The sequence below is a fragment of the Algoriphagus lutimaris genome (assembly GCF_017051705.1).
GTDB lineage: Bacteria > Bacteroidota > Bacteroidia > Cytophagales > Cyclobacteriaceae > Algoriphagus > Algoriphagus lutimaris.
This window is the reverse complement of the sequence record NZ_JAFIDJ010000002.1, coordinates 1,224,175-1,248,117: the sequence shown is the minus strand read 5'-3', so window position 1 is coordinate 1,248,117 and position 23,943 is coordinate 1,224,175. Positions and strand designations below refer to the sequence as shown.

Sequence of the window (23,943 nt, the reverse complement as noted above, 5' to 3'; positions counted from 1 at the left end):
TCAGCGTTCAATATGCTAACCATAGAAACACATAAAGAAGATAACCACGATTTATTGGTAATTCAAGGTGAAATTGATGCCAGCAACTCAGTGATATTAGATCAAAAAATGCAAGAGTTAACGGAATCAGGTTCAAAATCCATTTTAGTGGATGGAAGTGGGCTGGAATACATTTCCTCTGCCGGTCTAGGCGTGTTTATGTCCTATTTAGAGGATTTTCAAGAGGAAGGAATTACTCTTAAGATATTTGCTCTTTCGCCAAGAGTATTTGAAGTTTTCAAAATTTTGGGGTTAGATCAATTGATTGACATTTACGAATCTAAGAAAGCTGCATTAGAAGCTTAAAATGAAGTATCAGTTAAAAATATATTGTAAAACCACTGCATTAGCAGATCTCAGAAGCTTCCTTCAAACTACCTTGAACGAACTTAAATTATCTGACAAAGACAGGCATCAGCTGACTTTGGCAGTGGAAGAGGTTTGTGCTAACCTAATCATACACTCTCATCAATGTAATGGTTCCGACCAAATTAAGTTAGAAGTTAAAGAATCACCCGATAAATTAATTTTTGAAATCACAGATAAAGGAAAGGCTTTTAACTTATTGGATTATGAAGTACCTGATCTAAAAAAGGTGATCAGCGAAAAAAGAAAAGGCGGGTTAGGCATCATTTTGGTAAAGACCATTATGGACGAAATTGAGTTTGAGTCCAATAAAGGGAAAAATACGTGCCGGTTAATCAAGTGGTTTTGATGCTAATTCTTGTTAAATCGCTTAGATAGCAGTCATTTCCCTTTATTATCTGATAAATTTGTAAAATTGCACTGAATTTAAGGTACCCTTACATGAATCACCGATCAATTTCGGCAACTATTTTCTCTCTTTTTATCGTTTTGGCAAGTGTTGCCCCCGTTTTTGCATACATGCAAGGTGGTAATAGCCAAGATGATAATCTATTGACTATTGGTGGCAAAGCAATAGAGAAAGAGGAATTAATCTACCTACTATCCAAAGGTCAAGGCTCAACCCCAACTTCTTCAGGGATGTCTAGGGAAGAGTTTGAAGATAATCTGGATTTATTTATCAACTATAAGTTGAAAGTAATAGAAGCAGAGGAACTAGGACTTGATAAAACAGAAGAATTCAATAGAGAATTTGCCTCTTTCAAAGAAAACTTAAAAGCTCCTTACCTCATCAAAAACTCGTTGGAAGAAGGAGAGCTTCGTAAAGCCTATTCCAGAATGCAGGAAGTAGTTAGAGCAAGCCATATCCTATTTCAATTTCCTCCCAATGCAAGTAAGGACGATAGTTTAATTGTATTGAGAATGGCCTTAAAAATCCGGGATGAAATCAATACCGGAGCAGATATCAATGAACTAGCGGTTGAGCATTCGGATGACCCTTCTGCAAAAGTCAACAAGGGAGACTTAGGTTATTTTACGGCATTACAAATGGTACAACCTTTTGAGGATGCTGCATTTTCTTTACAACCTGGACAGGTTTCTGATCCAGTGATGACGAATTTTGGATACCATATTATTAAAGTCAATGATAAAAGGCCTAATCCAGGCCAAGTGAGAGTGTCTCATATTTTAGTGAGAATTGACGAAGATGACCCGAATAGTGAAGATTTGGCAAGAAGAAAAGTAGCAGACATCTATACCGAGATCCAAAAGGAAAGTACTGTTTGGGAAAATATTGTAAAGAACTATTCCGAAGATCCTTCCTCCAGTCAAAACGGAGGCATGCTTCCTTGGTTTTCGGTAGGTTCTATGATCCCTGAATTTGAAATGGCCGCATTTTCATTGACAGAAATTGGGGAAGTATCACCACCTGTGAGGACTAAATATGGATACCATATTCTACGATTGGAAGAAAAGAAACCAATCGATTCTTTTGAAAACTTGGAAGACAACATTCGATCTAAGATTATGAGGGATTCTAGGTCCACCATGATACAATCTCAGGTAATGGCCATCCAAAAGGCACGATACAATTTCGAGGAAAATGAATCTTCTGTAGCCAACTTGGAAAATGAATTAAAAAGCTTTACGAAAGTTCAAATCCCTGGAGCAGTAGCTGCGAAGGGATTGGACGATGAGGAGCTATTTACACTTCAAGGTACTACCTATACCATGAATGATTTGGTTTCATTTATACAGGAACAGGAATTAAGTATAAAAACGAAGACCACGGCTTTCGATGCTTGGTATGAGCGATTCATAGCTTCTATTCTTAATAAAACAGAGGAAGCAGATATTCTTGCCAATAACAAAGAATATCAAATGCTTTTAAATGAATACCACGATGGAATTCTTTTATTCTCATTGATGAACCAAGAAGTATGGCAAAAGGGAATTGAAGACAGCGTAGGACAAAAAGCCTTTTTCCAGGAGAATATTCAAAACTATCAATGGGATGATCGAGTAAATGCTTTCATTGTGAAAATATTAGATATCAATCAGCTTGAAGGAGCTAGAACCAAATTAAAAGGTCAGCTTTATTCCCAAGAAGTCATTGACGCTTTTGAGACCAACTACAAACAGAATAATCCTCTTGCATTTCAAACTGAAAAGGGATTGATAGAATACAAGAAGCATCCTGTCCTTTCCAAAATTAATCTTTCGGAAAGTTATCAAGAGATAGAAACTAATGGTCACTTACACTTGGTTTTGTTAGGAGACCAAATTCCTGCGGGTCCTAAAAAATTCAATGAAACCAGAGGTTTGGTGATTAAGGATTATCAAGAGGCGTTGGAAAAAGACTTGTTAGAACAATTAAAAAGTAAATATCCAGTAGAGATTAACCCAAAAGCGAAAGAAGAAGCTTTTATCTCTCTAAATCAATAATTGAAGCATAACTACTCAGCCGAATTTAAAAACGGATTGATCGAATACTAATGAAAATACTAAACCGAATTACGCTTACTTTATTGGCATTTTCCATGCTATCCAATTTGTCAGCACAAGAGGTTGCTAATACAGCCACTACTGGACAGGTCTTGGACAAAATTGTAGCTAAAGTTGATAATTACATCCTGCTTGAGTCAGATATTCAAAAAACCTATTTAGAGGCATTGGCGCAAGGACAGCAAGGAGTAACCCCTCCTACGAGATGCGAAGTCTTTGAAACATTAATGGTCAATAAATTAATGGTGGCTAAAGCTGAAATTGACTCGGTGATGGTAACGGATGCAGAAGTGATGTTGCAAACCGATCAGAGATTCAACATGGTCATGCAGCAGTTTGGTGGCAATGAGGAAACTTTAGCAGAAGTGTATGGGAAAACTGCTGATCAATTAAAATCTGAAATTGAAGAGGTGATTAAAGAGCAACTGATTGTTCAGAGGATGAGAGGTAAAATCACGGAAGGCATCAGTGTATCTCCAGCAGAGGTACGTGAGTTTTTCAAAAGCATTCCTACAGACTCTCTACCTTTCTTTTCCGCAGAAGTTACAGTGGGCCAGATCGTAAAAAAACCAGATGTGAACCCTCAAATCAAAGAAGATATCTTTGCTAAGCTTCGCCAGTTCAAACAAGATATTTTGGATGGAAAGGCAGATTTTGCTGATTTGGCAAGAGCCTATTCTGAAGACCCTGGTTCTGCAGCACAAGGTGGAGATTTAGGATTTTTTAGAAGTGGGGAACTTGCTCCTGAATTTGAAGCAACAGCCATGTCATTGAAGCTAGGTGAAATTTCTGATCCAGTAGAAACTGATTTTGGAATTCACGTCATTCAATTACTTGAGAAAAGAACTGACTCTTATAACACCAGACATATTTTGATGATCCCCAAAGCTTCTGAAGAAGATTTGTTGAAAGCAGAAAAATATTTGGATAGCTTGAAAACACAGATTCAAGAAGGTAAGATTGAGTTTGCCAAAGCTGCAAAGGAATATTCCGATGACAGAAATACCTCTGATAATGGCGGATATTTTGTAGACCCGGCAAATAATTCAAAAAGGTTAACCCTTAGAACATTAGAAGATCCCGTGCTTTACTTTACATTGGACAGCATGGAGGTAGGTACTGTAACCCAACCAATCCGTTTTGAAGATCCAAGAGAGGGTACTAAAGTGAGAATTCTATTTTATGAGTCAAAATACCCTGCTCATAGAGCAAATTTGGAGGATGATTATGAAAAGATGAAGGCTGCCACTTTGAGAAAGAAGGAAGATGACCTTTTATCAAAGTGGTTTGTAACAGCAAAAGAGGATGTTTTTATAGACATTGATCCAACTTACGATCGATGTAAAGCTCTTGAAGAGAGATAACCAAAAATCCCGGTAGATTAATCTTCCGGGATTTTTTATTTCTTGCCAAACAAGGCCTTCAATGCCAAACCAAATTGTTTGAATCCTTCCCTAAAAAAACCTTTAGACTCTTTAAACTTTGGCTCAAAGGCTTCCTTTTGTTCTTTAAACTCTTTCTCAATCAGCTCTTTCCCTTTTTTAAGTTCAGCTTCAAGGCTTGTTTTATTTTCTTTAAGGTCCTTTATTTTCTGTTCTATTTCTTCTTTGACTTCAGCACCGGCATCAGCCCCTTTTTTTACGAGTTCTTCAATCTTTTCTCCAATTTCTTGAAGTACTTTCTCTATATCTTGGGTACTTGATTTCTTATTTTCCATAATGAGCTGGTTTAAACACTTGATACTTATCAAGTTAAACAATTTTCTTAAAGAATCAGGAAATTGGAATTTTTGATAGTCAAAGCTTCAATCAAACAGCCGCTTTTTAATTAATCCTCTACGGACTCCCCAGCTTGGGTTTGCTTTTCATACAGCTCTGCATATACTCCCTTTTCAGCCATTAAAGTCTGATGGTTTCCTTGCTCTACGATTTTTCCATCGTCCAAAACGATAATATGATTGGCTAGCTTGGCGGAGGATACTCTATGAGAAATAATCACCGAAGTTCGATCTTTCATGATCTTTTTCAGGGCATTTAAAATCACATTTTCTGTCTTTGTATCTACTGCAGACAAGCAATCATCCAAGATCAAAATTTTGGGTTCTTTGGCGATGGCTCTTGCAATTGAAACTCTTTGCTTTTGACCACCTGAAAGGGTAATACCCCGCTCACCGAGCATCGTTTCAAAGCCTTTTGGAAAGTCTATGATATTTTGGTAAACATCTGCATCCATGGCTGCTTTTTCGATTTTTTCTTGATCTGGATGGTCTAAGCCAAAGGCAATATTGTTTCCAATAGAATCAGAAAATAAGAACACATCCTGAGGGACGTACCCTATTTGTTTTCTTAAACTTGAAAGATTGTATCGCTCTATGGTCTCTCCATCAATTTTGATGGAACCAGAGCTTGGATCATACATTCTCATAAGCAAGTTGGCAATAGTTGATTTGCCAGATCCTGTGGTGCCTATGATCCCTAAAGTTTGTCCCGCCTTAATTTCAAAGCTAACTTGATCCAAGGCTTTAATTCCAGAATCAGGGTAAACAAAGCTCAAATTCTCCACTTGAATTTCGCCTGAAATTTCCCTTTCAATATTCTCGGTGCTTAGTATATCATTTTTCTGATCCAAAAACTCATTGATTCTTGTTTGGGAAGCAGCCGCTCTTTGCACAATACTTGTTACCCATCCTAAAGAAGTCACCGGCCAAGTAAGCATATTGACATATAGAATGAACTCAGCTATGACCCCATAACCAATTTGCCCTCCAATCACCTGCATTCCTCCGACATATACCGTGATAATCGTTGAAATACCCACCAAAGCCATGATAATAGGAAAGAACAATGCATTGACTTTCGTAAGGCGTATTGATTTCACTTTGTAATCTTCACTTGCTTTTGCGAAATCTCTTGCTGTATCTTCTTCCCTAACAAAAGCCTTAATTACACGAATACCAGAAAATGCCTCCTGAACAAACGTACTCAGGCCTGAAAGACTCCTTTGAATTTTTTCAGATCGTTCATTGATCAAATTATTCACGAAGTAGATACTCAAGGATAATACAGGTAAAGGCAGTAGGGAATAAAAAGTCAACTCAGGGTTAACCGATATCATGTACGATATCACCAGAGGAAATAAAATTAGAAGATTCAGTCCATACATAATCGCTGGACCTAAATACATCCTCACACGACTCACATCTTCAGTTATTCTCGCCATCAAATCTCCAGTACTATTCTTTCTGTAAAAACTTAATGGGAGCGCTTGATAATGCTCAAATATTTCATTCTTCATGTCATATTCAATTCTTCGTGACATGATGATGATAGTTTGACGTATCAAAAAGAGGAAAAAACCTCTTAATAAAGCCATTACCAAAATTAATACCCCAAAAATAAACACAAATTGAAGAAAAATATTTCGTGCTTCTTCCCCTACTCCACCGAGCTCCAAAGGCTTTAAGATGGAAAAACTCTCAACCACATAATCTATGGCAAGTCTTACCAATTGAGCGGGAATAATTACGAAAACATTCGATATTACCGTAAATACTATTCCTAAAAGCAATAGCCCCTTATACTTGTATAAGTACTTATTAAGTCTCCAAAGTGGTTTCACCAAATAAAAATTTTAAAATCGAGAATTATGTTTGCAGAAACTAGATATATTAATGCTTTGAAGGCCAATAAAAGTATTTAATTTTGTATCGGCCTATTTAACCAGGTTCAGTCCCAAATATAACACATTCTAAAAAGCTAAGTTCACATGTTAGAGATTAAAGCTACCGAAACTGTGCGAGAAGGATCCATCTTTGGACAAATCAGCACCATGGATCACGAGCAAGTCGTGATTTGTCAAGACCAACCTACCGGTTTAAAAGCGATTATCGGTATCCACAATACTGTTTTGGGACCTGCACTAGGAGGAACTAGAATGTGGCCATATGTTTCTGAGGAAGAAGCAATCACAGATGTTTTGAGACTATCACGTGGGATGACCTTTAAAAATTCATTGGCAGGACTGAACCTTGGCGGTGGCAAAGCAGTGATTTTAGGAGATCCACGTTTGAAAAGTGAAGCTTTCTTGAGAAGGTTTGGAAGGTTTATTGAAAGCCTAGGAGGAAGATATGTTACTGCTGAGGACGTCAACATGAATACCTCTGATATGGAATATATTAGAATGGAAACGAGACATGTTGCCGGATTACCTGAAATCAAAGGTGGATCAGGAGATCCTTCTCCTGTCACTGCCTATGGTACGTACATGGGAATGAAAGCAGCAGCAAAAAAAGCATTCGGCTCTGACTCTCTAAATGGGAAAAAAATAGTAGTACAAGGTGTAGGACAGGTAGGTAAATACCTTATTGAGTATTTGGTAAAAGAAGGCGCCGAGGTAATGATTACCGACATCTTTGAAGAAAAGTTAAAACAAGTCTCAAAAAATACAGGGGCTTCAGTTGTTGATCCGAACGTGATCTATGATTTGGACATGGATATTTACGCTCCATGTGCTTTAGGGGCCACAATCAATGACGATACAATTGATCGATTAAAATGTGGAGTAATTGCAGGTGCTGCAAATAATCAATTAAAAGACGAAGCAAAGCATGGAAAGATTCTGTTGGAAAAAGGAATTGTTTATGCGCCGGATTTCTTGATTAACGCAGGAGGTGTCATCAATGTGGGTGCAGAATACCTAGGAGGCTATATCAAAGAGATTGTATATCAGCAAACAGAAAAAATTTACGATACCTGTTATGGCATTTTGGAGAAGTCTTCCAAAGAAAATATTCCAGCACAACAAGCGGCAATTGAAACTGCAAAAGCAAGAATTACAGCAATGGGTAATGTGAAGTTGCCTTTCTAAAGATAAAACTCAATTATTTGAAACCACCGAAAATCCCTTTTCGGTGGTTTTTTTGTCTACATCCCCATGGGTATACCCCATGCAAATTCCCTATATTTGCAACTCCATTTCGAAGATATGCTAAACAGAAGAATACTAAGAGTCAAAGCATTCCAAAACTTATATGCTTACGAGCAGTGTAAAGGTTCTAACCTTAACCTGGCAAAAGATTTTATTAAAGAATCTTTCTTACCTGACCTCAATAGCATGGAAGTGCAGGATAAAGCGGCTTTGAATAGAGAAGCTGAACTTGCAATCAAACTATTTGATGAAAATTTAGAAAGTACAGAATCGCTTAAGTCCAGCGATGCCAGTCAAAAGGTCAAACAAGTAGTTTTAGAGGCTTTAAAACAGTTTAAAGCTGCTAATCAAAAGGACAGAGAATTCCTTTTAAAAAACATGGTGGTCTCTGCTGAGCGAATTCCACAGCTATATCTACTTGCTATTGAATTTCTTCAGGCATTTGCAGCACATGTGGCCAAAGAATTTGATAAAAAGAGAAAATTTAATGGGGATGATCCTGCTGGATTTGCCAATGAGTTAAATCTAGCCAATAACCAAGTGCTGAAACATATCCGAGAATCTGATGCGTACAATGCTGCGGTGGCTAGGAATAACGCGAATCTGGATGATTTGGAACTGGAAATCAGCGAATGGTTTAGAGATTACATCAAACCGTCTGAGGAATATCAAGCGTATATTAAAATTTCAAATCCTACCTTAGAGCAAGATTTTGAAATTGCAGATGAACTCTTGAAAAAAATCATCTTCAAAAACGAAGTGATACTTAATTATTTCGCCGAAAAGGATTTGAACTGGACTGAAAACAAATCTGTTGTAAGGAGTCTAGCTTCTAAAGTGTTAAAGAATTCCTCCCTTTTGAATGAAACTGATAGCAATCAACTTCCCGAGATTGCAATGAACTGGGAAGAGGATAAGGAGTTTTTTCAAAATATCTTTAACTTCACTATCGAGAATGATGCGGAAAGTAAAGCGTTAATTTCTCAGAAGACAAAGAATTGGGACATTGAAAGACTGGCTTTTACAGATAAAATTATCATCTCAATGGCCTTGGCCGAAATGAAAAATTTCCCAAGTATTCCTGTAAAAGTGAGTATCAACGAATATATTGACATTTCAAAAACCTACAGTACCCCAAAAAGTAAGCAATTTGTCAACGGATTACTGGATGTCATGTCAAAAGAACTAACCGAAAGTGGTGAAATCCGTAAGAGTGGAAGAGGGCTTTTGGACAATAAATAAAAAATTATGAGCAACAACAGTAACAACTCATTTCTAGCATTTCTTGTAGGCGCCGGCGTCGGTGCAGCATTAGGAATACTTTTTGCTCCTGATGCGGGAGAAAACACACGAGATCGTCTGACTTTTAAACTTTCAAAATACAAGAAAGAATTAGAAGATCTGATCAGCGAATTAGTGGAAGGAAAAGAAACACACTTCAATGAAGCAAAGACGGAAGGTAAGCGTGTGATTTCTGAAGCCAAAGACAAAGCTGAAAATTTGCTAAACGATGTGAATAAACTAATCGATCAAATAAACCAAGGAGACAACTAATATGAAAATCAACATGTTGAGTGCTGCTGCTCTATCCCTTTGCCTAGCCTTGGGAACAGCTTGCAGCCAAAAAAGTGATCAAGATGCCAAAATCAAGGCTCTTGAAGATAAAATAGCTGCTCTTGAAACGAGCAATACGTCCGTAACTCCAGTAAATGCACAAGCATCTCAGGCTGCTGATCCTAGCACCTTGGGTCAATTCCAATTCGCTGAAATGGAATATGAGTTTGGTGATATCAATGAAGGTCAAATCATTGAACATCAATTCAACTTCACAAATACAGGCGAAGCTCCGTTGGTGATTTCAAACATCACTGCATCTTGTGGATGTACCACTCCTGATTGGACCAAAACTCCAATTAAACCAGGAGAAGAAGGCTATGTAAAAGTAGTATTCAATTCCACCTCAAAGCGTGGAGCACAAGCTCCTACAGTTAGTATTCAAGCAAACACCAACCCAACTGTTACTCGATTGAGAATGAAAGGTACAGTTACCCCTAAAGCTGCTGGCGCAACTGCTCCAGTAGGACCAGTTAAACGATAAGCATGATTACTACAGTATTAGCACAGGCTGCCGCAGGTGGCGGCGGCATTATGGGACAAGTTTTCCTATTTGGAGGTATAATCCTGATTATGTATTTCTTCATGATCAGACCTCAACAGAAAAAACAAAAGGAAAGCAAAAAGTTTATTGAAGAAATTAAAAAAGGAGATACAGTGGTTACAATTGGAGGGCTTCACGGTAAAGTAAGTGCTGTGGAGGCTGAAACTGTGGTCCTTGAATTAGACAGAGGTCTGAAAGTCACAGTTGAAAAGTCAGCTATTTCTTTAGACTTCTCTAAGAAACCGACAACAAATAAATAAATTGAATTTTGCCGGAAACTAAAAAATCCTCTAAAGGGATTTCTCCTAAAAAACTCTCTGATCTGAAAGTGGTAGTCCTCTGCATTGCAGCAGCTACCACTTTTTGGATTTTAAACGCCCTGAATAAGGACGATTACAATACTATTGTAGATTTTCCAATTGAAATTGTTTACAATAATGAGGCCTATATGCCTGTCAAAAAATTACCTGCCAGTATCCAAATTGAAATCAATGGAAATGGCTGGGACTTATTGAGAAAATATTTTAACATCAATGAAAGCCCTTTCCAAATAGACCTGGAAAACCCAGCCTCCAAAAATTACATTCTTACTTCCGATCTCAAAAGATCTCTCGGGGAATTTATTAGCCCTACCCAACTTATTTCTGTGCTGGAAGATTCTATTAAATACCAAATTGATGAAATCCAGACCGTTAAACTCAAACCTGTTTTGGATTCGGCCAGCTTTTCACTAGCCAATAATTATAGAAACACTGGTGATGTCAATTTTACCCCAGAATCTATCAGCATTCAGGGCCCTAGTTCGGTTTTAAAAAGTTTTGAAGGGACGTTTCCTGTTCAAATGAATCAAAATAGAATTGCTCAAAACATTAATAAAGAGGTAGAATTAAAAATCCCAAAAGATTTAGAAAATCAGGTTAGCCTGATAACCGAAAGTATCCAAGTTCAATTTGACGTAGTTTCCATTTTAGAGGGAAACAAAAGGTTAAAAGTCAAAAAAATCAACTTCCCAAGGACCGTAACGATGGAAGATGAGGAAGTCAAAATCATGATCTATTACAAGGTAGATGAACGGAAAGCAAGTGAATTGAATGAAATCGAGTTTAACGCGATTCTTAACTATTCGCAGAGAAACAAAGAAGATAGTACCATTACTGTGAAAGTAGATCCAATGCCTTCTTATCTGGAAGAAGTCCGAATTGAACCTGCTACCATTAAACTCAAATATGAGCAATAAACCTCCACTTCTCATTGGCTTGACAGGTGGAATAGGTTCAGGAAAATCCACTGTTGCAAAAATTTTTCAAATCTTAGGAATCCCCACCTACTTTGCAGATGATCGGGCCAAGTGGCTAATGGCCAATGAACCCGATTTAATTCAAAGCATTCAAACTACTTTTGGGGAAGAAGCATATTTAGCAGACGGTTCGGTCAATAGAGTATTTTTAGCTAAAGAAGTGTTCTCTGATCCCGAAAAAGTAAAAAAAATAAATGCCTTAGTTCACCCCGCAGTAGCCAAAGATTTTGCGTCTTGGGCTTCAAGACAGACGAGCCCTTATGTTTTGAAGGAAGCGGCTTTGATTTTTGAGACTGGAAGCTTCAAAGATTTGGACTATGTAATCAATGTCAGTTCCCCTCTAAAAGTGCGAGTTGCTCGAGTATTGATGCGAGATACACATCGATCGGAGGAACAAGTTAACCAGATTATTGATCAGCAAATGCCCGATGAGGCTAAGAATGAAATGGCTGATTTCATTATCAAAAATGTGGATAATAAACTTTTGATCCCTCAAGTTTTAAAAATCCATGAGTTGCTAAAATCTAATAATTAGCAATACTTCCTAATTGGCATAAATATTTATTAATTAAGCCCTCAACTGCTGATTTAACATGAAAGGCTATAATCCTAAAGATTGGTTCCGCTTACTATTTTTAGTACAGAAATATGATACTTTAGCAAGACTCGCTCCTTTGATGTTGATCATTTTAGGCTATTCTTTATTTGTCGCCTGGCTTGAAATAGATTACCTGGGAATTGAAGAAGATAGCTGGCTCGCGCATTTGTCAACCATGCATAGCCTTTTGAGTTTTGTGCTGTCGATCCTAATGGTTTTTAGAACAAACACTGCATATGACCGCTGGTGGGAAGGAAGGAAGCTTTGGGGAGCTTTAGTTAATTGCAGTAGGAATTTTGCTTTAAAATTGGCCGCTATTCTTGACACAAATGATACAGATTCAAGAAGGTTTTTCAGAAAATGTATTCCCATTTATGCTTTTTCTTTAAGGGAACACCTACAATCCCATATTACTTTATATATGTTGGACAACGAGGAACCTGAAGAATTGAAACCAATTATTGATTTAGAAAAGCATGTTCCCAATCAGATCGCAAAATTCATGTTCTCTAGAGTTAATGAATTATACAAGAAGGGGGAAATTACCGGAGATCAGTTAATTGTACTAAATAATGAAATCACCGCATTCACCGATATTTGCGGGGCATGTGAACGAATAAAAAACACACCCATTCCTTATTCTTATAGCTCTTTTATCAAGAAATTCATCCTGTTTTTCGTCCTTACCTTACCATTTGCCTTGGTTTTTGATTTGGGGTATTACGCAGCTCCCATCGTCACTTTCGTCTTTTACGTGATGGCAAGTCTGGAAATGGTTGCTGAAGAAATAGAAGAACCTTTTGGTACCGACACCAATGATCTCCCTATGGAAAAGCTATCTGAAAATATTCAAAAGCATGTAGAAGAAATCATTTAATTAAATCCCCCTTTCTGACCAGCTTTTATTTACAATTTTCCAATCCCCATCGATTTTCAACAACGTCAAAAAATCATAATAATAAATCCCAGGCCAATACAGTTCTGTTTCTACGGAGGCAGCATTCCCTTGTACTCTAATAGATACAATTTCATTCTTAAAGTCGATTGAATTTCTGGGCTCACCCTTAGAGGTGCCCTCCGCCCAACTCTCAAATGAGGTAATTGTGAAATGCTCTCCTCTAAATCCAATCAATCTTGCTTCCGGAATAAATGCTGCTTCTAATTTAGATTTATCTCTTTCCATCATTCCTTCAAAATACAATTGAACTGTATTGACGATCAGGTCACGATCATTGGCGCTTTGGCAAGCTGACTCAAAATTCAAAAAAGTAAAAAGAAGTAAGGTGCATACAAATACTTTCATAAGGCATAGAAAATTGTAGGGACAGGATATTTTTCTATTTTCACTACATAAATCATTCCGATGCTTTTAAATTTGAAAAATGAACTTTTGAAAGATTCCCCTAGAAGTTAATCAGGTAAGTTTTCTACCTACTATTCCATGTCACAAAACTTTAAACTTCGTACAGTCAATGTCACTCGCTATATCCTCCCTTTGAGAGAAGGTGGTTCTTTGCCGGCTTTAGCAGATGCGGACGATGGGTTTAAATATGTTCTCAAATTTAGGGGATCAGGTCAACGGGAAAAGGCTTTAATTTCTGAATTTCTGGGAGGAGAAATCGCAAGGTTACTCGGTTTAAAAGTTCCAGAATTGGTTTTTGCCAATTTGGACCCGGCATTTGGAAGGTCTGAAGGTGACGAGGAGATCCAAGATTTGCTCAAGGGTAGTCAAGGATTAAATCTGGCTTTGCATTTTTTGTCAGGAGCCATCAATTATGACCCCTTGGCCATGCAAATTGATCCCTTATTAGCCTCAAAAATTGTTTGGTTAGATCTATTGATCACCAATGTGGACCGAACTTTTAGAAATACCAACATGCTCATGTGGAATCGAGAACTTTGGTTGATCGACCATGGAGCTGCTTTTTTGTTCCAACACTCCTGGACCAATTGGGAGAAAAATGCAAAGGGTCCATTTCCTATCATTAAAAACCATGTGTTATTACCTCAAGCTAGCCTATTGGAAGAAGCGAACGAGGTATTCAAACCAATGCTCAAAAAGGAATTATTCGAAGAATTAGTTTCAGCCCTTCCCGATGAATGGCTACTGGCTGGAGGTGATTCTGAAGATGTAGCAGAAATTCGAAAAGTATATTCAGAATTTTTAAGTCTAAGACTTACTTATGCTGATCAATTTACAAAAGAAGCCCAAGATGCAAGGACAACACTTATATGAGTATGCCATCATCCGGGTGGTTCCTCGGGTGGAGCGTGAAGAGTTTATCAATGTTGGCGTGATTCTTTGCGACTGGAAAAGTGGTTTTATCGGTTCAAAGGTATTCTTGAATAAAGAAAAACTTTTAGCATTAGACCCACATGCTGATCTAGAAATGATTGAGAACAACTTGTCCTCCTTTGACAAAATTTGTGAAGGCAACTCGAAAGGAGGTCCTATTGCTGATATGGATTTAGCATCCAGGTTTAGATGGTTGACAGCAGTTAGAAGTTCAGTGATTCAAACTTCGAGACCCCATACTGGCTTTAGTACTAATCTTACAAAAACTTTAGAGAACCTTTTCGAAGAGCAGGTAGGTTAAGTCTATGAATATTAATTCAAATCAATTGGCTTACTAACTGTAGATCCTGCATAATCATCTTTAGGAAGAGAAAAATTGAAGTTTTTGGATTTGCCATCTACTTTCAAATTCAACTTGACCGTTCCTTTTACCAATTGTGTAGGTTCTGATAAATTGACATTCCACTTCCCCTCGCTATATTCTTGGAGCATAACCAAACAAGGCTTATCGACTGTTAATTTATTTCCACCCCACTCGAAAGTTCCTTGTTCATAGAATACCACACCTAGCAAGTTTAATCCCGTATCACTTACAGCTTGTATTTTCCCATCATTTCTTTCCACCTTGATTCCAGATAAGTCAACCTCTTTTAATGCAGAAGAAGACTCAATTCCAGGCATCAACATATAGCTGTATTTCTCATTTTTAGGATTTTTACCATGATTGATATAAAGCTTGAATACTTTCTCATTAATAGTTTTTTTGGAGGAATTGCCATTTATGTCAGCCCAAGCCCCTGGCTGGTTTTGAGCAGAAAGTTCAATATTCTGTGAATTTGGAAAAAAGTAACCGATTTGATCATGATAAATCCAGATTGGACCTTTATCAATCTTGGTAGAACTTGAATTCATTACCTGCATTTCATTTTCAAATCCTACCGAGACCTCACCTCTTAGCCTAGACTGATTGACAGTGGTATTAATGTTTTCTACCCGATCTGCTGAAATGCCGGCACCTAAACAAATCACTTTATCTCCAAAGAAAAACCAGGCCTTATTTGCCCTGGTATTATAAGCGTTCATTTGATATACAGAAACACCATTCAACCCATCACTAACTCCACCTACAAAATCTACATTTCCTCTTTCAGCTACCCAGTTTGTCCTTTTCTTGAGGGGATTAATTTCAGGAGTGGTACTTCCCGGTATCTTATTCCATTCCCAATTTGGAAAAATATTAAAATACTCATCTCCCTTCACTGCTATATACATCGCTCCTTCTGTCAGAAACTGCCCAGTCAAGTTTTCTCCATTCCCAGATTCCGTTCTTACCGTTCTTGTTGAAGCACTATTCAAAGAAACTAAGAATTCAGGCCTCTGATGAATGGTATAATCTGACCGCCAATAATGAATATTTCTAGGCTCAATCTTATATGAAACGGGCTTTTTACCATCAATTCGATCTATCGCATCCTGATATTCTTGTTGATGATCCTCAATATCTATGGCCTTTAGTTGCTTTACCAATCCAGAGTTAGTTCTAGTAGCATTCACTCTGGCGATGCCTCTTCCAATGACACTATAATCAATGTATTTACCCCTCATAGATCTTAAATACCCATTTCGAACAAATTCAGAAATCAAGGCTATTTGCTCAGGTTTGAAAGAAAAACTTGTTCCCACGATATAAACTGCAACATTTCTAATTCCTAATAAATATTCTCTTCCATACCCATGCATATATAACTCTGGACCATGTGCATGAAAGGATAAATCTCTTTGTATTCCATCTCCTTTAGTTATTTGGATAGATTCAGAAACCACTGAAACAGCTTTGTTTAAAAGGTCAGAATTTTCTGTTAAAACCGCTTGCATGATCATATGTTGGGCAATATCTGTCAGATTCGAACCATCCTTTCCTGGAGATTTAGTGATGGAAACTGTTTTATTCATCCATTCAATCATCTTGTTCTCCAGATTTTTTGGAACCTGTTTTTCTCCATATTTCATGGTGATTAGCATGCTGCCAATTTCCTTAGGAACGCTAATACTTAACCACCACCAATTATCTGAAATAGGTTCTTGCTTTAAGCTTGTCCAATAGTTCATTCCCCTGATAATTCCATCATACAGTTCATCGTCTTGGTAAAAGTCACTAGAAGGCCTCGTATAGGCTTTTGTCATTTTTCCAAGGCGCTTAATATGTTTATCAGGCTCCCATTTGGTCATGGATTTATCAGCATAATTCAAATCTTTGAAGCTACCATTAGGCTGAATCAATGTGAATAAAATCGAAATGTCTTTATCCATTTCTTCAGTAGCAGGACTACTCTGATAATTTTTAAACACTCTTTCTTGAATGATTTCAAAATCAGATTTTTGAAAACCAAAACTTGAATTAATATTACAGAACAAAAAAAATAATATTACAAACCGACCCTTTAATACCATAATTGAAACCCCTCCTATTTATTGCTGAATTTGAACATAAAATGAATAATTGTCTAAGTATTAAACTAATTAATAATATTTAAACACAAATCATATCCCTGAAATTTTCTATGGATGTATTGGCTTACTACCAATATTCATCCAGATTTAACCTTAAGCACTCTTTGGAATGGACTTATCAAAAAAACTACTCATACTTCCTTTCATTCTCTTACTTTTCATTAATACTTTATTTGCTTCCGTAGACACGGTAGCAACCTTTAGCAAGGTCATGAACAAGGAGATTAAAACCTTAGTAATCACCCCAAACTCCTACTCTTCTGACAAAACGTATCCGGTAGTTTATCTTTTACATGGATATTCTGGAAACTATAAGTCTTGGTTAAATGGGGCTCCCCAAATTGAAGAATTAGCTGAGCTGTACCAATTAATCATAGTGACTCCTGATGGCAACTTTGATAGTTGGTATTGGGATAGTCCTGAGAATCCTACTTCCAAGTACGAAACATATATCACCCAAGAATTAATCCCTTATGTAGATAGTCATTATAGTACGAAAGCTTCCAGAGAAGGTAGAGCAATCACAGGTTTAAGTATGGGTGGACATGGAGCCCTTTACTTAGGAATTCGCCATCAGGATATTTTTGGTACGGCTGGAAGTCAGAGTGGTGGTGTAGACATTGGCCCTTTTCCGGAAAACTGGAACATGAAGGAATATTTGGGAGAAAAATCAGCCTTTCCAGAGAGATGGAAGGAGTACTCCGTGATGGGACAATTGCATTTATTAAGTAGAAATAATTTGCCTTTAGTTATTCATTGCGGGACCGGAGACTTCTTTTATCAAGTAAATCTCAAACTGCATGAGGAACTCACCTATTTGAATATACCCCATACTTTTACTTCCAACCCAGGAGCACATAACTGGGATTATTGGAAAGAGTCTGTTCAATACCAGTTGCTATATTTTCACAACTTCTTTCAAAGTGGGGATTAAGCGTTCTTCTTAAAAGAGTTTAAAAAAATAAATAGGCGGTATTGATGTATCAAACCACCCTAGACTCGGAATACAGATCATAGGCAGCTACCAATAATTGCCTTCCGGGAGTGTTGGTATAGCGATCGTATCGATAGATTTCCTCTCTTTCTAATGTATAAACTGGTTGGTATTCTCCATCGATATCATCCCAAAGGATCAAGAGAAAATTAGAAGGGATGATGCTATTTCGACCAGCCTGCAGCCAGTTTTCAAAAGTTTGTTCATCTAAGGATTTTGGAAAGCTAGCTCCTTCAAACATTGGATTGGTGTTATCTTAAATTCAAATAAGCCCCAGGTCAATTAAAATCTTTATTGAAAGACTTCATCCCTTCCAAAGCTTTTAGGTAGGCAAAATAAGAATGAATTTTCTGAAGCACCCAGTAACCCTGCATAAAAAAAAGGAACTCCTATCAGGAGTTCCTTTTCTATTAACAATAAACCCAAAATAATTTTTTATCTATCAATAGAACCAAGTACTTTTTTCATGAAAGCATTTCCAGCATCTTTTTCAGACATCCCTTCAGCAACCATTTCATGAACTTCCAAAGCACCACACAGATTAGAAATCAACTCTCCTATCACGTCGATCTCGGGATCTTTCAATGAAGGTGCTTCTGTAATGCTTTCCAAAACTTGCAAAGCCGTCTCAATTTGATCAGGAGTACAAGTTCTTTGAATGGTCTTAATTACTGGCAATTTCATTGATCAACGCTTTTAATTGGTCCTCTTTATTTGTTTGAATTTGATTTACCAACTGACCTCCTTTGAAAGAAGCAAAAGTTGGCAAATTGTTTACTTGAGCCAATTTCCTAGAGTTAGGGAATTTCTCCGCATCTACAATTACAAAAACTTTGTCTGCATTTTCTCCAGCTAGTCTTCTAAACTTTGGCTTCATAATGCGGCAGTTACCACACCAGCCAGCAGAATATTGCACAATCACTTGATCATTGCTGTCAACCAGCTCCTGCAAAGTATCTTCAGTTAGTTCAATCATGATTAATTATTTGATAAGTAGTTAGCAACACCTTCGTTGGTTGCCTGCATTGCTTCTTTTCCTTCTTCCCAGTTAGCAGGACAAACCTCACCAAATTTCTCAACGTGAATCTGAGCATCCAATAATCTCAAATATTCATCGATATTTCTTCCTAGTGGAAGGTCATTGATAGACTCATGACGAACCACACCTTCTTTGTCAATCAAGAAAGTCCCTCTGTAAGCAACAGGAGCTCCAGCAAAAGACCAAAGACGAGTTTCAGCATCAAAAGAATATTCACCTGCCAATACACCGTAGTTCAGAGAGATGGTTTTAGCTGCATCTGCCAAAATTGGGTAAGTAACACCCTCGATACCACCTTCAGCTTTTGGCGTCATTATCCATGCAAGGTGAGTTTCTTCAGTGTCAGTTGAGCAACCGATTACAATTGTATCTCTTTTCTCAAATTCAGCCAATTTTGACTGGAAAGCATGAAGCTCAGTTGGGCAAACAAAAGTGAAATCTTTAGGATAGAAGAATAAGATTACGTTCTTCTTACCTAGGTACTGGTCTAGGCTAAAGTTTTCTACAATCTCTTCTCCGTTAATAACTGCTCCTACTGAAAATGCTGGAGCTTTTTTTCCTACTAATGCCATGTAATTATTGTTTTGTTGAAAATTTGATAATACAAAGCTAGCTCAGGAATTAAAATTTTAAAAAAATCATGTTTTTGTTAAAACGTCGAAAATCTTTCCTATCCCAATTTTTATTTTGAATTTCAATACATTCGAAGAATAAAGGCTCAATTTTTACGGTCAACTATCAATTAAAAAATACCCGCTACCGATTGCGAACAAAATCGCAAAATTTTGATTGAATTACCCTATAAGTAATAGCTTTTTCCTATCACAAAAAAAAGCCCTGAATACCAGGGCTTTCATTAACTATTAGATTTTATCGAATCCTAAGTAAGGATGTAAAACCTTAGGCATTTTAATGCCATCGGGGGTTTGATTGTTTTCCAAAATAGAAGCTACTATCCTCGGTAATGCCAATGCGCTCCCATTTAAAGAATGGGCCAATTGGGTCTTTTTATCTTCTCCTTTAAATCTAAGCTTCAATCTATTGGTTTGATAAGTCTCAAAGTTGGATACCGAACTTACTTCCAACCATCTTTCTTGCGCAGCGGAATAAACTTCCATATCATAAGTTAAAGCAGAGGTAAAGCCCATATCTCCTCCACATAATCTCAATACCCTATAAGGAAGTTCTAATTTTTGAAGCAAACCTTGTACATAAGAGCTCATGCTTTCCAAAGCCTCGTAAGACTTCTCTGGATGGGTAATCTGAACGATCTCTACTTTATCAAATTGGTGCAATCTATTCAAGCCACGTACATGTGCTCCCCAACTCCCTGCTTCTCTTCTAAAACACGGAGTAAATCCCACATTTTTGACAGGTAATTCTTCCTCTGAAAGAATCACATCTCGGTACATGTTAGTCAAAGGCACCTCTGCAGTGGGAATCAAATACAAATTATCCGCAGTCGCAAAATACATCTGTCCTTCCTTATCCGGCAATTGACCAGTTCCATAGCCAGAATCTTCATTGACTAAGATGGGAGGTTGAACTTCCATATATCCTTGGGCCATCGCCTCATCCAAGAAGAAATTAATTAGAGCTCTTTGGAGTCTTGCTCCCTTTCCCTTATAAACCGGAAAACCAGCTCCAGTAATTTTCACTCCCAGGTCAAAATCGATGATATCATACTTTTTGATCAACTCCCAATGGGGTTGCTTTTCAGCATGCAAAACAGGAATTTCTCCATGTTCCAGCACTACCTCATTGTCATCTGCTGTTTTTCCAGCAGGCACAGAATCATGAGGAACATTCGGAATGGTATACAATAGAGATTTCAATGCATCCTCCGCTTTGGAATTTTGTTCATCCAATTCTTTGATCTCAGATTTAATCTGGGAGGTTCTTTCTTTAATCTCCTTGGCTTCAGCAGCTTTGCCCTCCTTCATCAACATCCCTATTTTCTTGGAAATAGAATTCGATTCAGATTGTAGCTGGTCACGCACAGTTTGGGTTGATTTTCTTAAATCATCCAAACGGATCGCCTCAGCTAAAGCAGCTTCCGCATTTTGAAAATTTCTCTTTTTAAGTCCGGCCAATACACCGGCGTAGTTGTCTCGAATTTGATTAACTAACAGCATTTGAAAATCTTGGAAATTGAAGCCCCAAAGATAAGCATGTTATCGAACTATCACTGTTTTACTTACTGATGAGAAAGGACCTTCCAGCTCTTTTCCATCAGATCTTAGCAAATTTACCTGAACTTGGTACGTACCTTTCGGCAGATTTGCCACGCGAATTGGGTGCATCTCTTCGATTTCGTACATGTAATCGTTGATTGAAACCTGAACTTTCAGTCCATCAAGTTCCATATCTCCCCCTAGCACCAGAAAATCTATGATTACATCTTCTCCATTTGTATATACTTGATCATTTCTAGGATAATTTAAAGCGAGGTAAGGTTCTGCTGAATACGGAAAAGGTCTAGACTCTCCCACTTGAAAATCCCTATCGACATAATTCCCGAAATTTTTTAAAGCTAATCCTTCATCATCTACTAAATATGCGACTACCCTATAACTCCCTTCTGAAAGTTCCCTTTGAAAAATAGGAGAATAAAAGCCTACAGGATCACCCCCATTGAGAATATTAAACAGTTTGAAGCTTTGATCTCCAGCTTTTTCAAATTCATAATTCTTGATATTGAATTCGAATGGAACTTTCCCAGGCTTGAAAATCTGATTTCCTAAAGGAGTATACAATTCCAATATTGCATCAGGATAACTGGAAGAATCCTCATATTGATAAAAAGTCACTTTTGGTAATGCATCTAATCCGTTTGGAGATACTTCCCCCATTTCGACGACGGTTTCGTTAATTTTCTTCTTTTCCTCAGAGCAACTGACAAATAAAATTGCAAATAGGACAAATGAAACCAGGAATTTATTCATATCAGGGCGAATTTGATATTAAAGATATTTAATTTTAGAGACATTTAGAGAACTAACTTAGTAACCCCCTCATTATATGGAAATCCTTTTTGATGAAATTCCCAGCTTGGATTTAGCAAATTTCACTTCTGGAACTGAAATGCAGAAAGCTGAATTTGTTAAGAAATTAGGAGATGCCTACCAAAACATTGGTTTTGTCGCCATCAAAAATCATGGGCTTTCCCAAGAGCTTCAAGATCGTTTGTACCAATCTATCCAATCATTTTTTGCTTTACCCGATGAGGTAAAAGGTAAATATGAAAAACCTGAAATTGGCTTCCAAAGAGGTTATACGGGAAAAGGAAAAGAACATGCAAAAGGTCGAAATACGGGAGACTTAAAGGAATTTTACCACGTAGGACAGGAGTTATCGAATATCCCAGATTCTGATCCTTTAAAGTCAGAATATCCCGCGAACATATGGCCTGAAGAAATCCCCCAATTTGAAAAAGATGCTAATGAAGCATTTAGAATATTGGAAAATGCTGGAAAATCCATGCTTAGAGCGATTGCCCTAAATTTGGAATTACCAGAAGACTATTTTGAGGATAAGGTAGCATATGGCAATTCCATCCTCCGTCAAATCCATTATTTCCCTATTGAAAACCCTGATGAAGTTCCTGCAGATGCTGTCCGTGCCGCAGAACACGGAGATATTAATCTGATTACATTACTCATGGGTGCAAGTGCCGATGGATTACAAGTTTTAAGAAAAGACGGAAAATGGATCCCAATCACTGCGCTCCCCGATCAATTAGTAGTGAACGTGGGAGACATGCTCGAAAGGCTGACCAATAAAAAATTAAAGTCTACTATCCATCGAGTAGTAAACCCACCAAAAGAAAAGATGAACACCAGTAGGTATTCCATTCCTTTCTTTATGCACCCCAGATCAGATATGGATTTAACCTGTTTGGAATCCTGCGTTTCTGAAGAAAATCCAAAGTTATTCCCAGATGCTACAGCAGGGGAATTTTTGGAAGAAAGATTGAGAGAACTAGGATTGAGAAAGTAATATGTCTGTAAAAAAGGTACGATATTACCTTTTCCTGAAAGACATTCTCACGCTTTCATTGACTGCTTTTGGAGGTCCGCAAGCATTTTTAGCGATGCTTCTAGAGCGAATGGTCAAAGTAAGAGGATATGTGACGGAAGAAGAGCTCTGGGAGCTGAATGCCTTGTGTAATATGCTCCCAGGCCCTTCCTCTACCCAATTAATCTCTGCAATAGGTTTTCGGGTAGGAGGTCCCAACTTAGCCTATCTGGCTTTAATCGTTTGGATAATGCCGGCTACCATCCTGATGACGGGAGCAGCTATCCTCATCTCTTTTTTGCAGGAAAACACTCCTGGGGCCCTTAATTTTGCTCGATTCATTCAACCTATGGCCATAGGGTTTATCATTTTTGCTGCCCAGAAAACGATTGGAAAGATGGTTCAAAGCACCGAAGCCATGGTGTTAATGTTGATGTCCGCATTTATCTCCTTTTTCTATAGCTCACCATATATTTTTCCGGTTCTTTTGGTGATTGGAGGCGTTAGTACCTCGATCAAATACAAGAAGCAACCCAAACTAGAAAAAGATGCCCCATTAAAAATTGAGTGGTCTAACTTCTATCTTTGGGCAGGAGTATTGATCCTGGCTGCAGTCCTTGGAGGGATTACCAAATCAAACGCAATCGTTCTATTCGAGAACTTTTATCGAAATGGCTCTTTGATATTTGGAGGAGGCCAAGTTTTAGTCCCCTACTTATATACCGAATTTGTGGATTTTAAACACTTTTTGAGTTCGGAGGAGTTTTTGACCGGATATGCAATCTCACAAGGAGTCCCCGGCCCCACCTTCAGTATTGCTTCCTACGTAGGTGCCCTTTCTATGAGAGATGGAGGAACTTTAGGTTTTATTATTGGTGGTTTGGTCGGAGCAGGCGGCATTTTCTTACCCGGTATCTTCTTAATCTTCTTTGTAATTCGCTTTTGGGACAGGTTAAAAGTATATAGGCCTGTTAGAGCTGCTCTAGAAGGAGTAAATGCGGTTTCTTGCGGTATGCTAATCGCAGCTGCCTATTTATTATTTGAGCCACTGGATGCGAATGGAATGAACATATTTTTCATTTTAGCAACCTATTCCATGCTTCAGTTTACCAAAATTTCTTCTCCGGCTATTATCGCAGGGGGTGTTTGCCTAGGCATCATTTACAATTTGATCATTGCCTAAAAGCTGAAAATTGT

The 23,943-nt window shown here is 37.8% G+C and carries 27 protein-coding genes; 17 read left to right on the top strand and 10 right to left on the bottom strand.

The features are described 5' to 3' along the window. Positions 1-12: 12 nt before the first annotated feature. The 4 genes from JYB62_RS16000 (at position 13) to JYB62_RS15985 (ending at position 4,274) form a co-directional block, all read left to right on the top strand. Positions 13-345 carry an STAS domain-containing protein gene (locus JYB62_RS16000; protein ID WP_205646402.1) on the top strand — a complete coding sequence of 111 codons (333 nt, stop codon included), beginning with the start codon at positions 13-15 and terminating at the stop codon, positions 343-345. 1 nt (position 346) lies between these two features. After that, positions 347-754 carry an ATP-binding protein gene (locus JYB62_RS15995; RefSeq protein ID WP_205646401.1) on the top strand — a complete coding sequence of 136 codons (408 nt, stop codon included), beginning with the start codon at positions 347-349 and terminating at the stop codon, positions 752-754. Positions 755-846: 92 nt separating this feature from the next. Beyond that, complete coding sequence (locus JYB62_RS15990; RefSeq protein ID WP_205646400.1) at positions 847-2,850, top strand: foldase protein PrsA; 2,004 nt, start codon at positions 847-849, stop codon at positions 2,848-2,850. 50 nt (positions 2,851-2,900) lie between these two features. After that, positions 2,901-4,274, top strand: a complete 1,374-nt coding sequence (locus JYB62_RS15985) for a peptidylprolyl isomerase (RefSeq protein WP_205646399.1) — start codon at positions 2,901-2,903, stop codon at positions 4,272-4,274. 35 nt (positions 4,275-4,309) lie between these two features. Here JYB62_RS15985 and JYB62_RS15980 read toward each other — a convergent pair whose 3' ends face one another. Together JYB62_RS15980 and JYB62_RS15975 are read right to left on the bottom strand one after the other, a co-directional pair. Continuing rightward, positions 4,310-4,627 carry a hypothetical protein gene (locus tag JYB62_RS15980; RefSeq protein ID WP_205646398.1) on the bottom strand — a complete coding sequence of 106 codons (318 nt, stop codon included), beginning with the start codon at positions 4,625-4,627 and terminating at the stop codon, positions 4,310-4,312. Between the two features lie 110 nt (positions 4,628-4,737). Next, complete coding sequence (locus JYB62_RS15975; protein ID WP_205646397.1) at positions 4,738-6,528, bottom strand: ABC transporter ATP-binding protein; 1,791 nt, start codon at positions 6,526-6,528, stop codon at positions 4,738-4,740. Between the two features lie 147 nt (positions 6,529-6,675). Between JYB62_RS15975 and JYB62_RS15970 the strand changes: the two genes are divergently transcribed. The 8 genes from JYB62_RS15970 (at position 6,676) to JYB62_RS15935 (ending at position 12,766) form a co-directional block, all read left to right on the top strand. Continuing rightward, on the top strand, positions 6,676-7,776 hold the full coding sequence (locus JYB62_RS15970; RefSeq protein ID WP_205646396.1) for a Glu/Leu/Phe/Val dehydrogenase dimerization domain-containing protein: 1,101 nt from the start codon (positions 6,676-6,678) through the stop codon (positions 7,774-7,776). Between the two features lie 117 nt (positions 7,777-7,893). Beyond that, complete coding sequence (gene nusB / locus JYB62_RS15965; RefSeq protein ID WP_205646662.1) at positions 7,894-9,078, top strand: transcription antitermination factor NusB; 1,185 nt, start codon at positions 7,894-7,896, stop codon at positions 9,076-9,078. A gap of 6 nt (positions 9,079-9,084) precedes the next feature. Further along, on the top strand, positions 9,085-9,390 hold the full coding sequence (locus JYB62_RS15960) for a YtxH domain-containing protein (RefSeq protein WP_074226696.1): 306 nt from the start codon (positions 9,085-9,087) through the stop codon (positions 9,388-9,390). A gap of 1 nt (position 9,391) precedes the next feature. Further along, on the top strand, positions 9,392-9,934 hold the full coding sequence (locus JYB62_RS15955) for a DUF1573 domain-containing protein (protein WP_074226695.1): 543 nt from the start codon (positions 9,392-9,394) through the stop codon (positions 9,932-9,934). 2 nt (positions 9,935-9,936) lie between these two features. Next, positions 9,937-10,254: a preprotein translocase subunit YajC gene (gene yajC, locus JYB62_RS15950; RefSeq protein WP_205646395.1), complete on the top strand. Its 318-nt coding sequence runs from the start codon at positions 9,937-9,939 to the stop codon at positions 10,252-10,254. Between the two features lie 8 nt (positions 10,255-10,262). Next, on the top strand, positions 10,263-11,231 hold the full coding sequence (locus JYB62_RS15945; protein WP_205646394.1) for a YbbR-like domain-containing protein: 969 nt from the start codon (positions 10,263-10,265) through the stop codon (positions 11,229-11,231). Beyond that, complete coding sequence (gene coaE, locus JYB62_RS15940) at positions 11,221-11,826, top strand: dephospho-CoA kinase (protein WP_205646393.1); 606 nt, start codon at positions 11,221-11,223, stop codon at positions 11,824-11,826. The genes JYB62_RS15945 and coaE overlap by 11 nt, the downstream gene beginning before the upstream one ends. A 58-nt stretch (positions 11,827-11,884) precedes the next feature. Further along, positions 11,885-12,766, top strand: a complete 882-nt coding sequence (locus JYB62_RS15935; RefSeq protein WP_205646392.1) for a bestrophin family protein — start codon at positions 11,885-11,887, stop codon at positions 12,764-12,766. Here JYB62_RS15935 and JYB62_RS15930 read toward each other — a convergent pair whose 3' ends face one another. Next, complete coding sequence (locus JYB62_RS15930) at positions 12,767-13,192, bottom strand: nuclear transport factor 2 family protein (protein WP_205646391.1); 426 nt, start codon at positions 13,190-13,192, stop codon at positions 12,767-12,769. It lies immediately after the preceding gene. Between the two features lie 138 nt (positions 13,193-13,330). Here JYB62_RS15930 and JYB62_RS15925 point away from each other — a divergent pair, with 138 nt between their 5' ends. Both JYB62_RS15925 and JYB62_RS15920 read left to right on the top strand, forming a co-directional pair. After that, positions 13,331-14,125 (top strand): HipA family kinase, encoded by a 795-nt coding sequence (locus JYB62_RS15925; RefSeq protein ID WP_205646390.1) that lies wholly within the window; start codon positions 13,331-13,333, stop codon positions 14,123-14,125. After that, positions 14,103-14,486: a DUF3037 domain-containing protein gene (locus JYB62_RS15920; RefSeq protein WP_205646389.1), complete on the top strand. Its 384-nt coding sequence runs from the start codon at positions 14,103-14,105 to the stop codon at positions 14,484-14,486. Before JYB62_RS15925 ends, JYB62_RS15920 begins: the two co-directional genes overlap by 23 nt. 11 nt (positions 14,487-14,497) lie before the next feature. Here JYB62_RS15920 and JYB62_RS15915 read toward each other — a convergent pair whose 3' ends face one another. Further along, positions 14,498-16,534, bottom strand: coding sequence for a polysaccharide lyase 8 family protein (locus JYB62_RS15915; RefSeq protein ID WP_205646388.1), 2,037 nt, complete (start codon positions 16,532-16,534; stop codon positions 14,498-14,500). 271 nt (positions 16,535-16,805) lie between these two features. Here JYB62_RS15915 and JYB62_RS15910 point away from each other — a divergent pair, with 271 nt between their 5' ends. Further along, a complete protein-coding gene (locus JYB62_RS15910; RefSeq protein WP_205646387.1) occupies positions 16,806-17,630 on the top strand; it encodes an alpha/beta hydrolase in 825 nt (274 codons plus the stop codon). A 49-nt stretch (positions 17,631-17,679) separates the two neighbouring features. Here JYB62_RS15910 and JYB62_RS15905 read toward each other — a convergent pair whose 3' ends face one another. The 6 genes from JYB62_RS15905 to JYB62_RS15880 all read right to left on the bottom strand — a co-directional run bounded on the left by JYB62_RS15905 (position 17,680) and on the right by JYB62_RS15880 (position 21,674). Beyond that, the gene (locus JYB62_RS15905; protein ID WP_205646386.1) at positions 17,680-17,931 is read right to left on the bottom strand and encodes a hypothetical protein; all 252 of its coding nucleotides are present in this window, start codon (positions 17,929-17,931) and stop codon (positions 17,680-17,682) included. A 194-nt stretch (positions 17,932-18,125) separates the two neighbouring features. Continuing rightward, positions 18,126-18,374: a DUF6952 family protein gene (locus tag JYB62_RS15900; RefSeq protein WP_205646385.1), complete on the bottom strand. Its 249-nt coding sequence runs from the start codon at positions 18,372-18,374 to the stop codon at positions 18,126-18,128. After that, positions 18,355-18,666, bottom strand: a complete 312-nt coding sequence (locus JYB62_RS15895) for a thioredoxin family protein (protein ID WP_207758638.1) — start codon at positions 18,664-18,666, stop codon at positions 18,355-18,357. The genes JYB62_RS15900 and JYB62_RS15895 overlap by 20 nt, the downstream gene beginning before the upstream one ends. A 2-nt stretch (positions 18,667-18,668) precedes the next feature. Next, positions 18,669-19,301, bottom strand: a complete 633-nt coding sequence (locus JYB62_RS15890) for a peroxiredoxin (protein WP_205646384.1) — start codon at positions 19,299-19,301, stop codon at positions 18,669-18,671. A gap of 291 nt (positions 19,302-19,592) precedes the next feature. Continuing rightward, entirely contained in the window at positions 19,593-20,864 is a 1,272-nt protein-coding gene (gene serS, locus JYB62_RS15885) for a serine--tRNA ligase (protein ID WP_205646383.1), read from the bottom strand. 39 nt (positions 20,865-20,903) lie between these two features. Beyond that, positions 20,904-21,674, bottom strand: a complete 771-nt coding sequence (locus JYB62_RS15880; RefSeq protein WP_205646382.1) for a hypothetical protein — start codon at positions 21,672-21,674, stop codon at positions 20,904-20,906. Positions 21,675-21,750: 76 nt separating this feature from the next. Between JYB62_RS15880 and JYB62_RS15875 the strand changes: the two genes are divergently transcribed. After that, the gene (locus JYB62_RS15875; protein WP_205646381.1) at positions 21,751-22,728 is read left to right on the top strand and encodes an isopenicillin N synthase family dioxygenase; all 978 of its coding nucleotides are present in this window, start codon (positions 21,751-21,753) and stop codon (positions 22,726-22,728) included. A gap of 1 nt (position 22,729) precedes the next feature. Then, positions 22,730-23,929, top strand: coding sequence for a chromate efflux transporter (chrA, locus tag JYB62_RS15870; protein ID WP_205646380.1), 1,200 nt, complete (start codon positions 22,730-22,732; stop codon positions 23,927-23,929). The last annotated feature ends 14 nt before the right edge of the window (positions 23,930-23,943 follow it).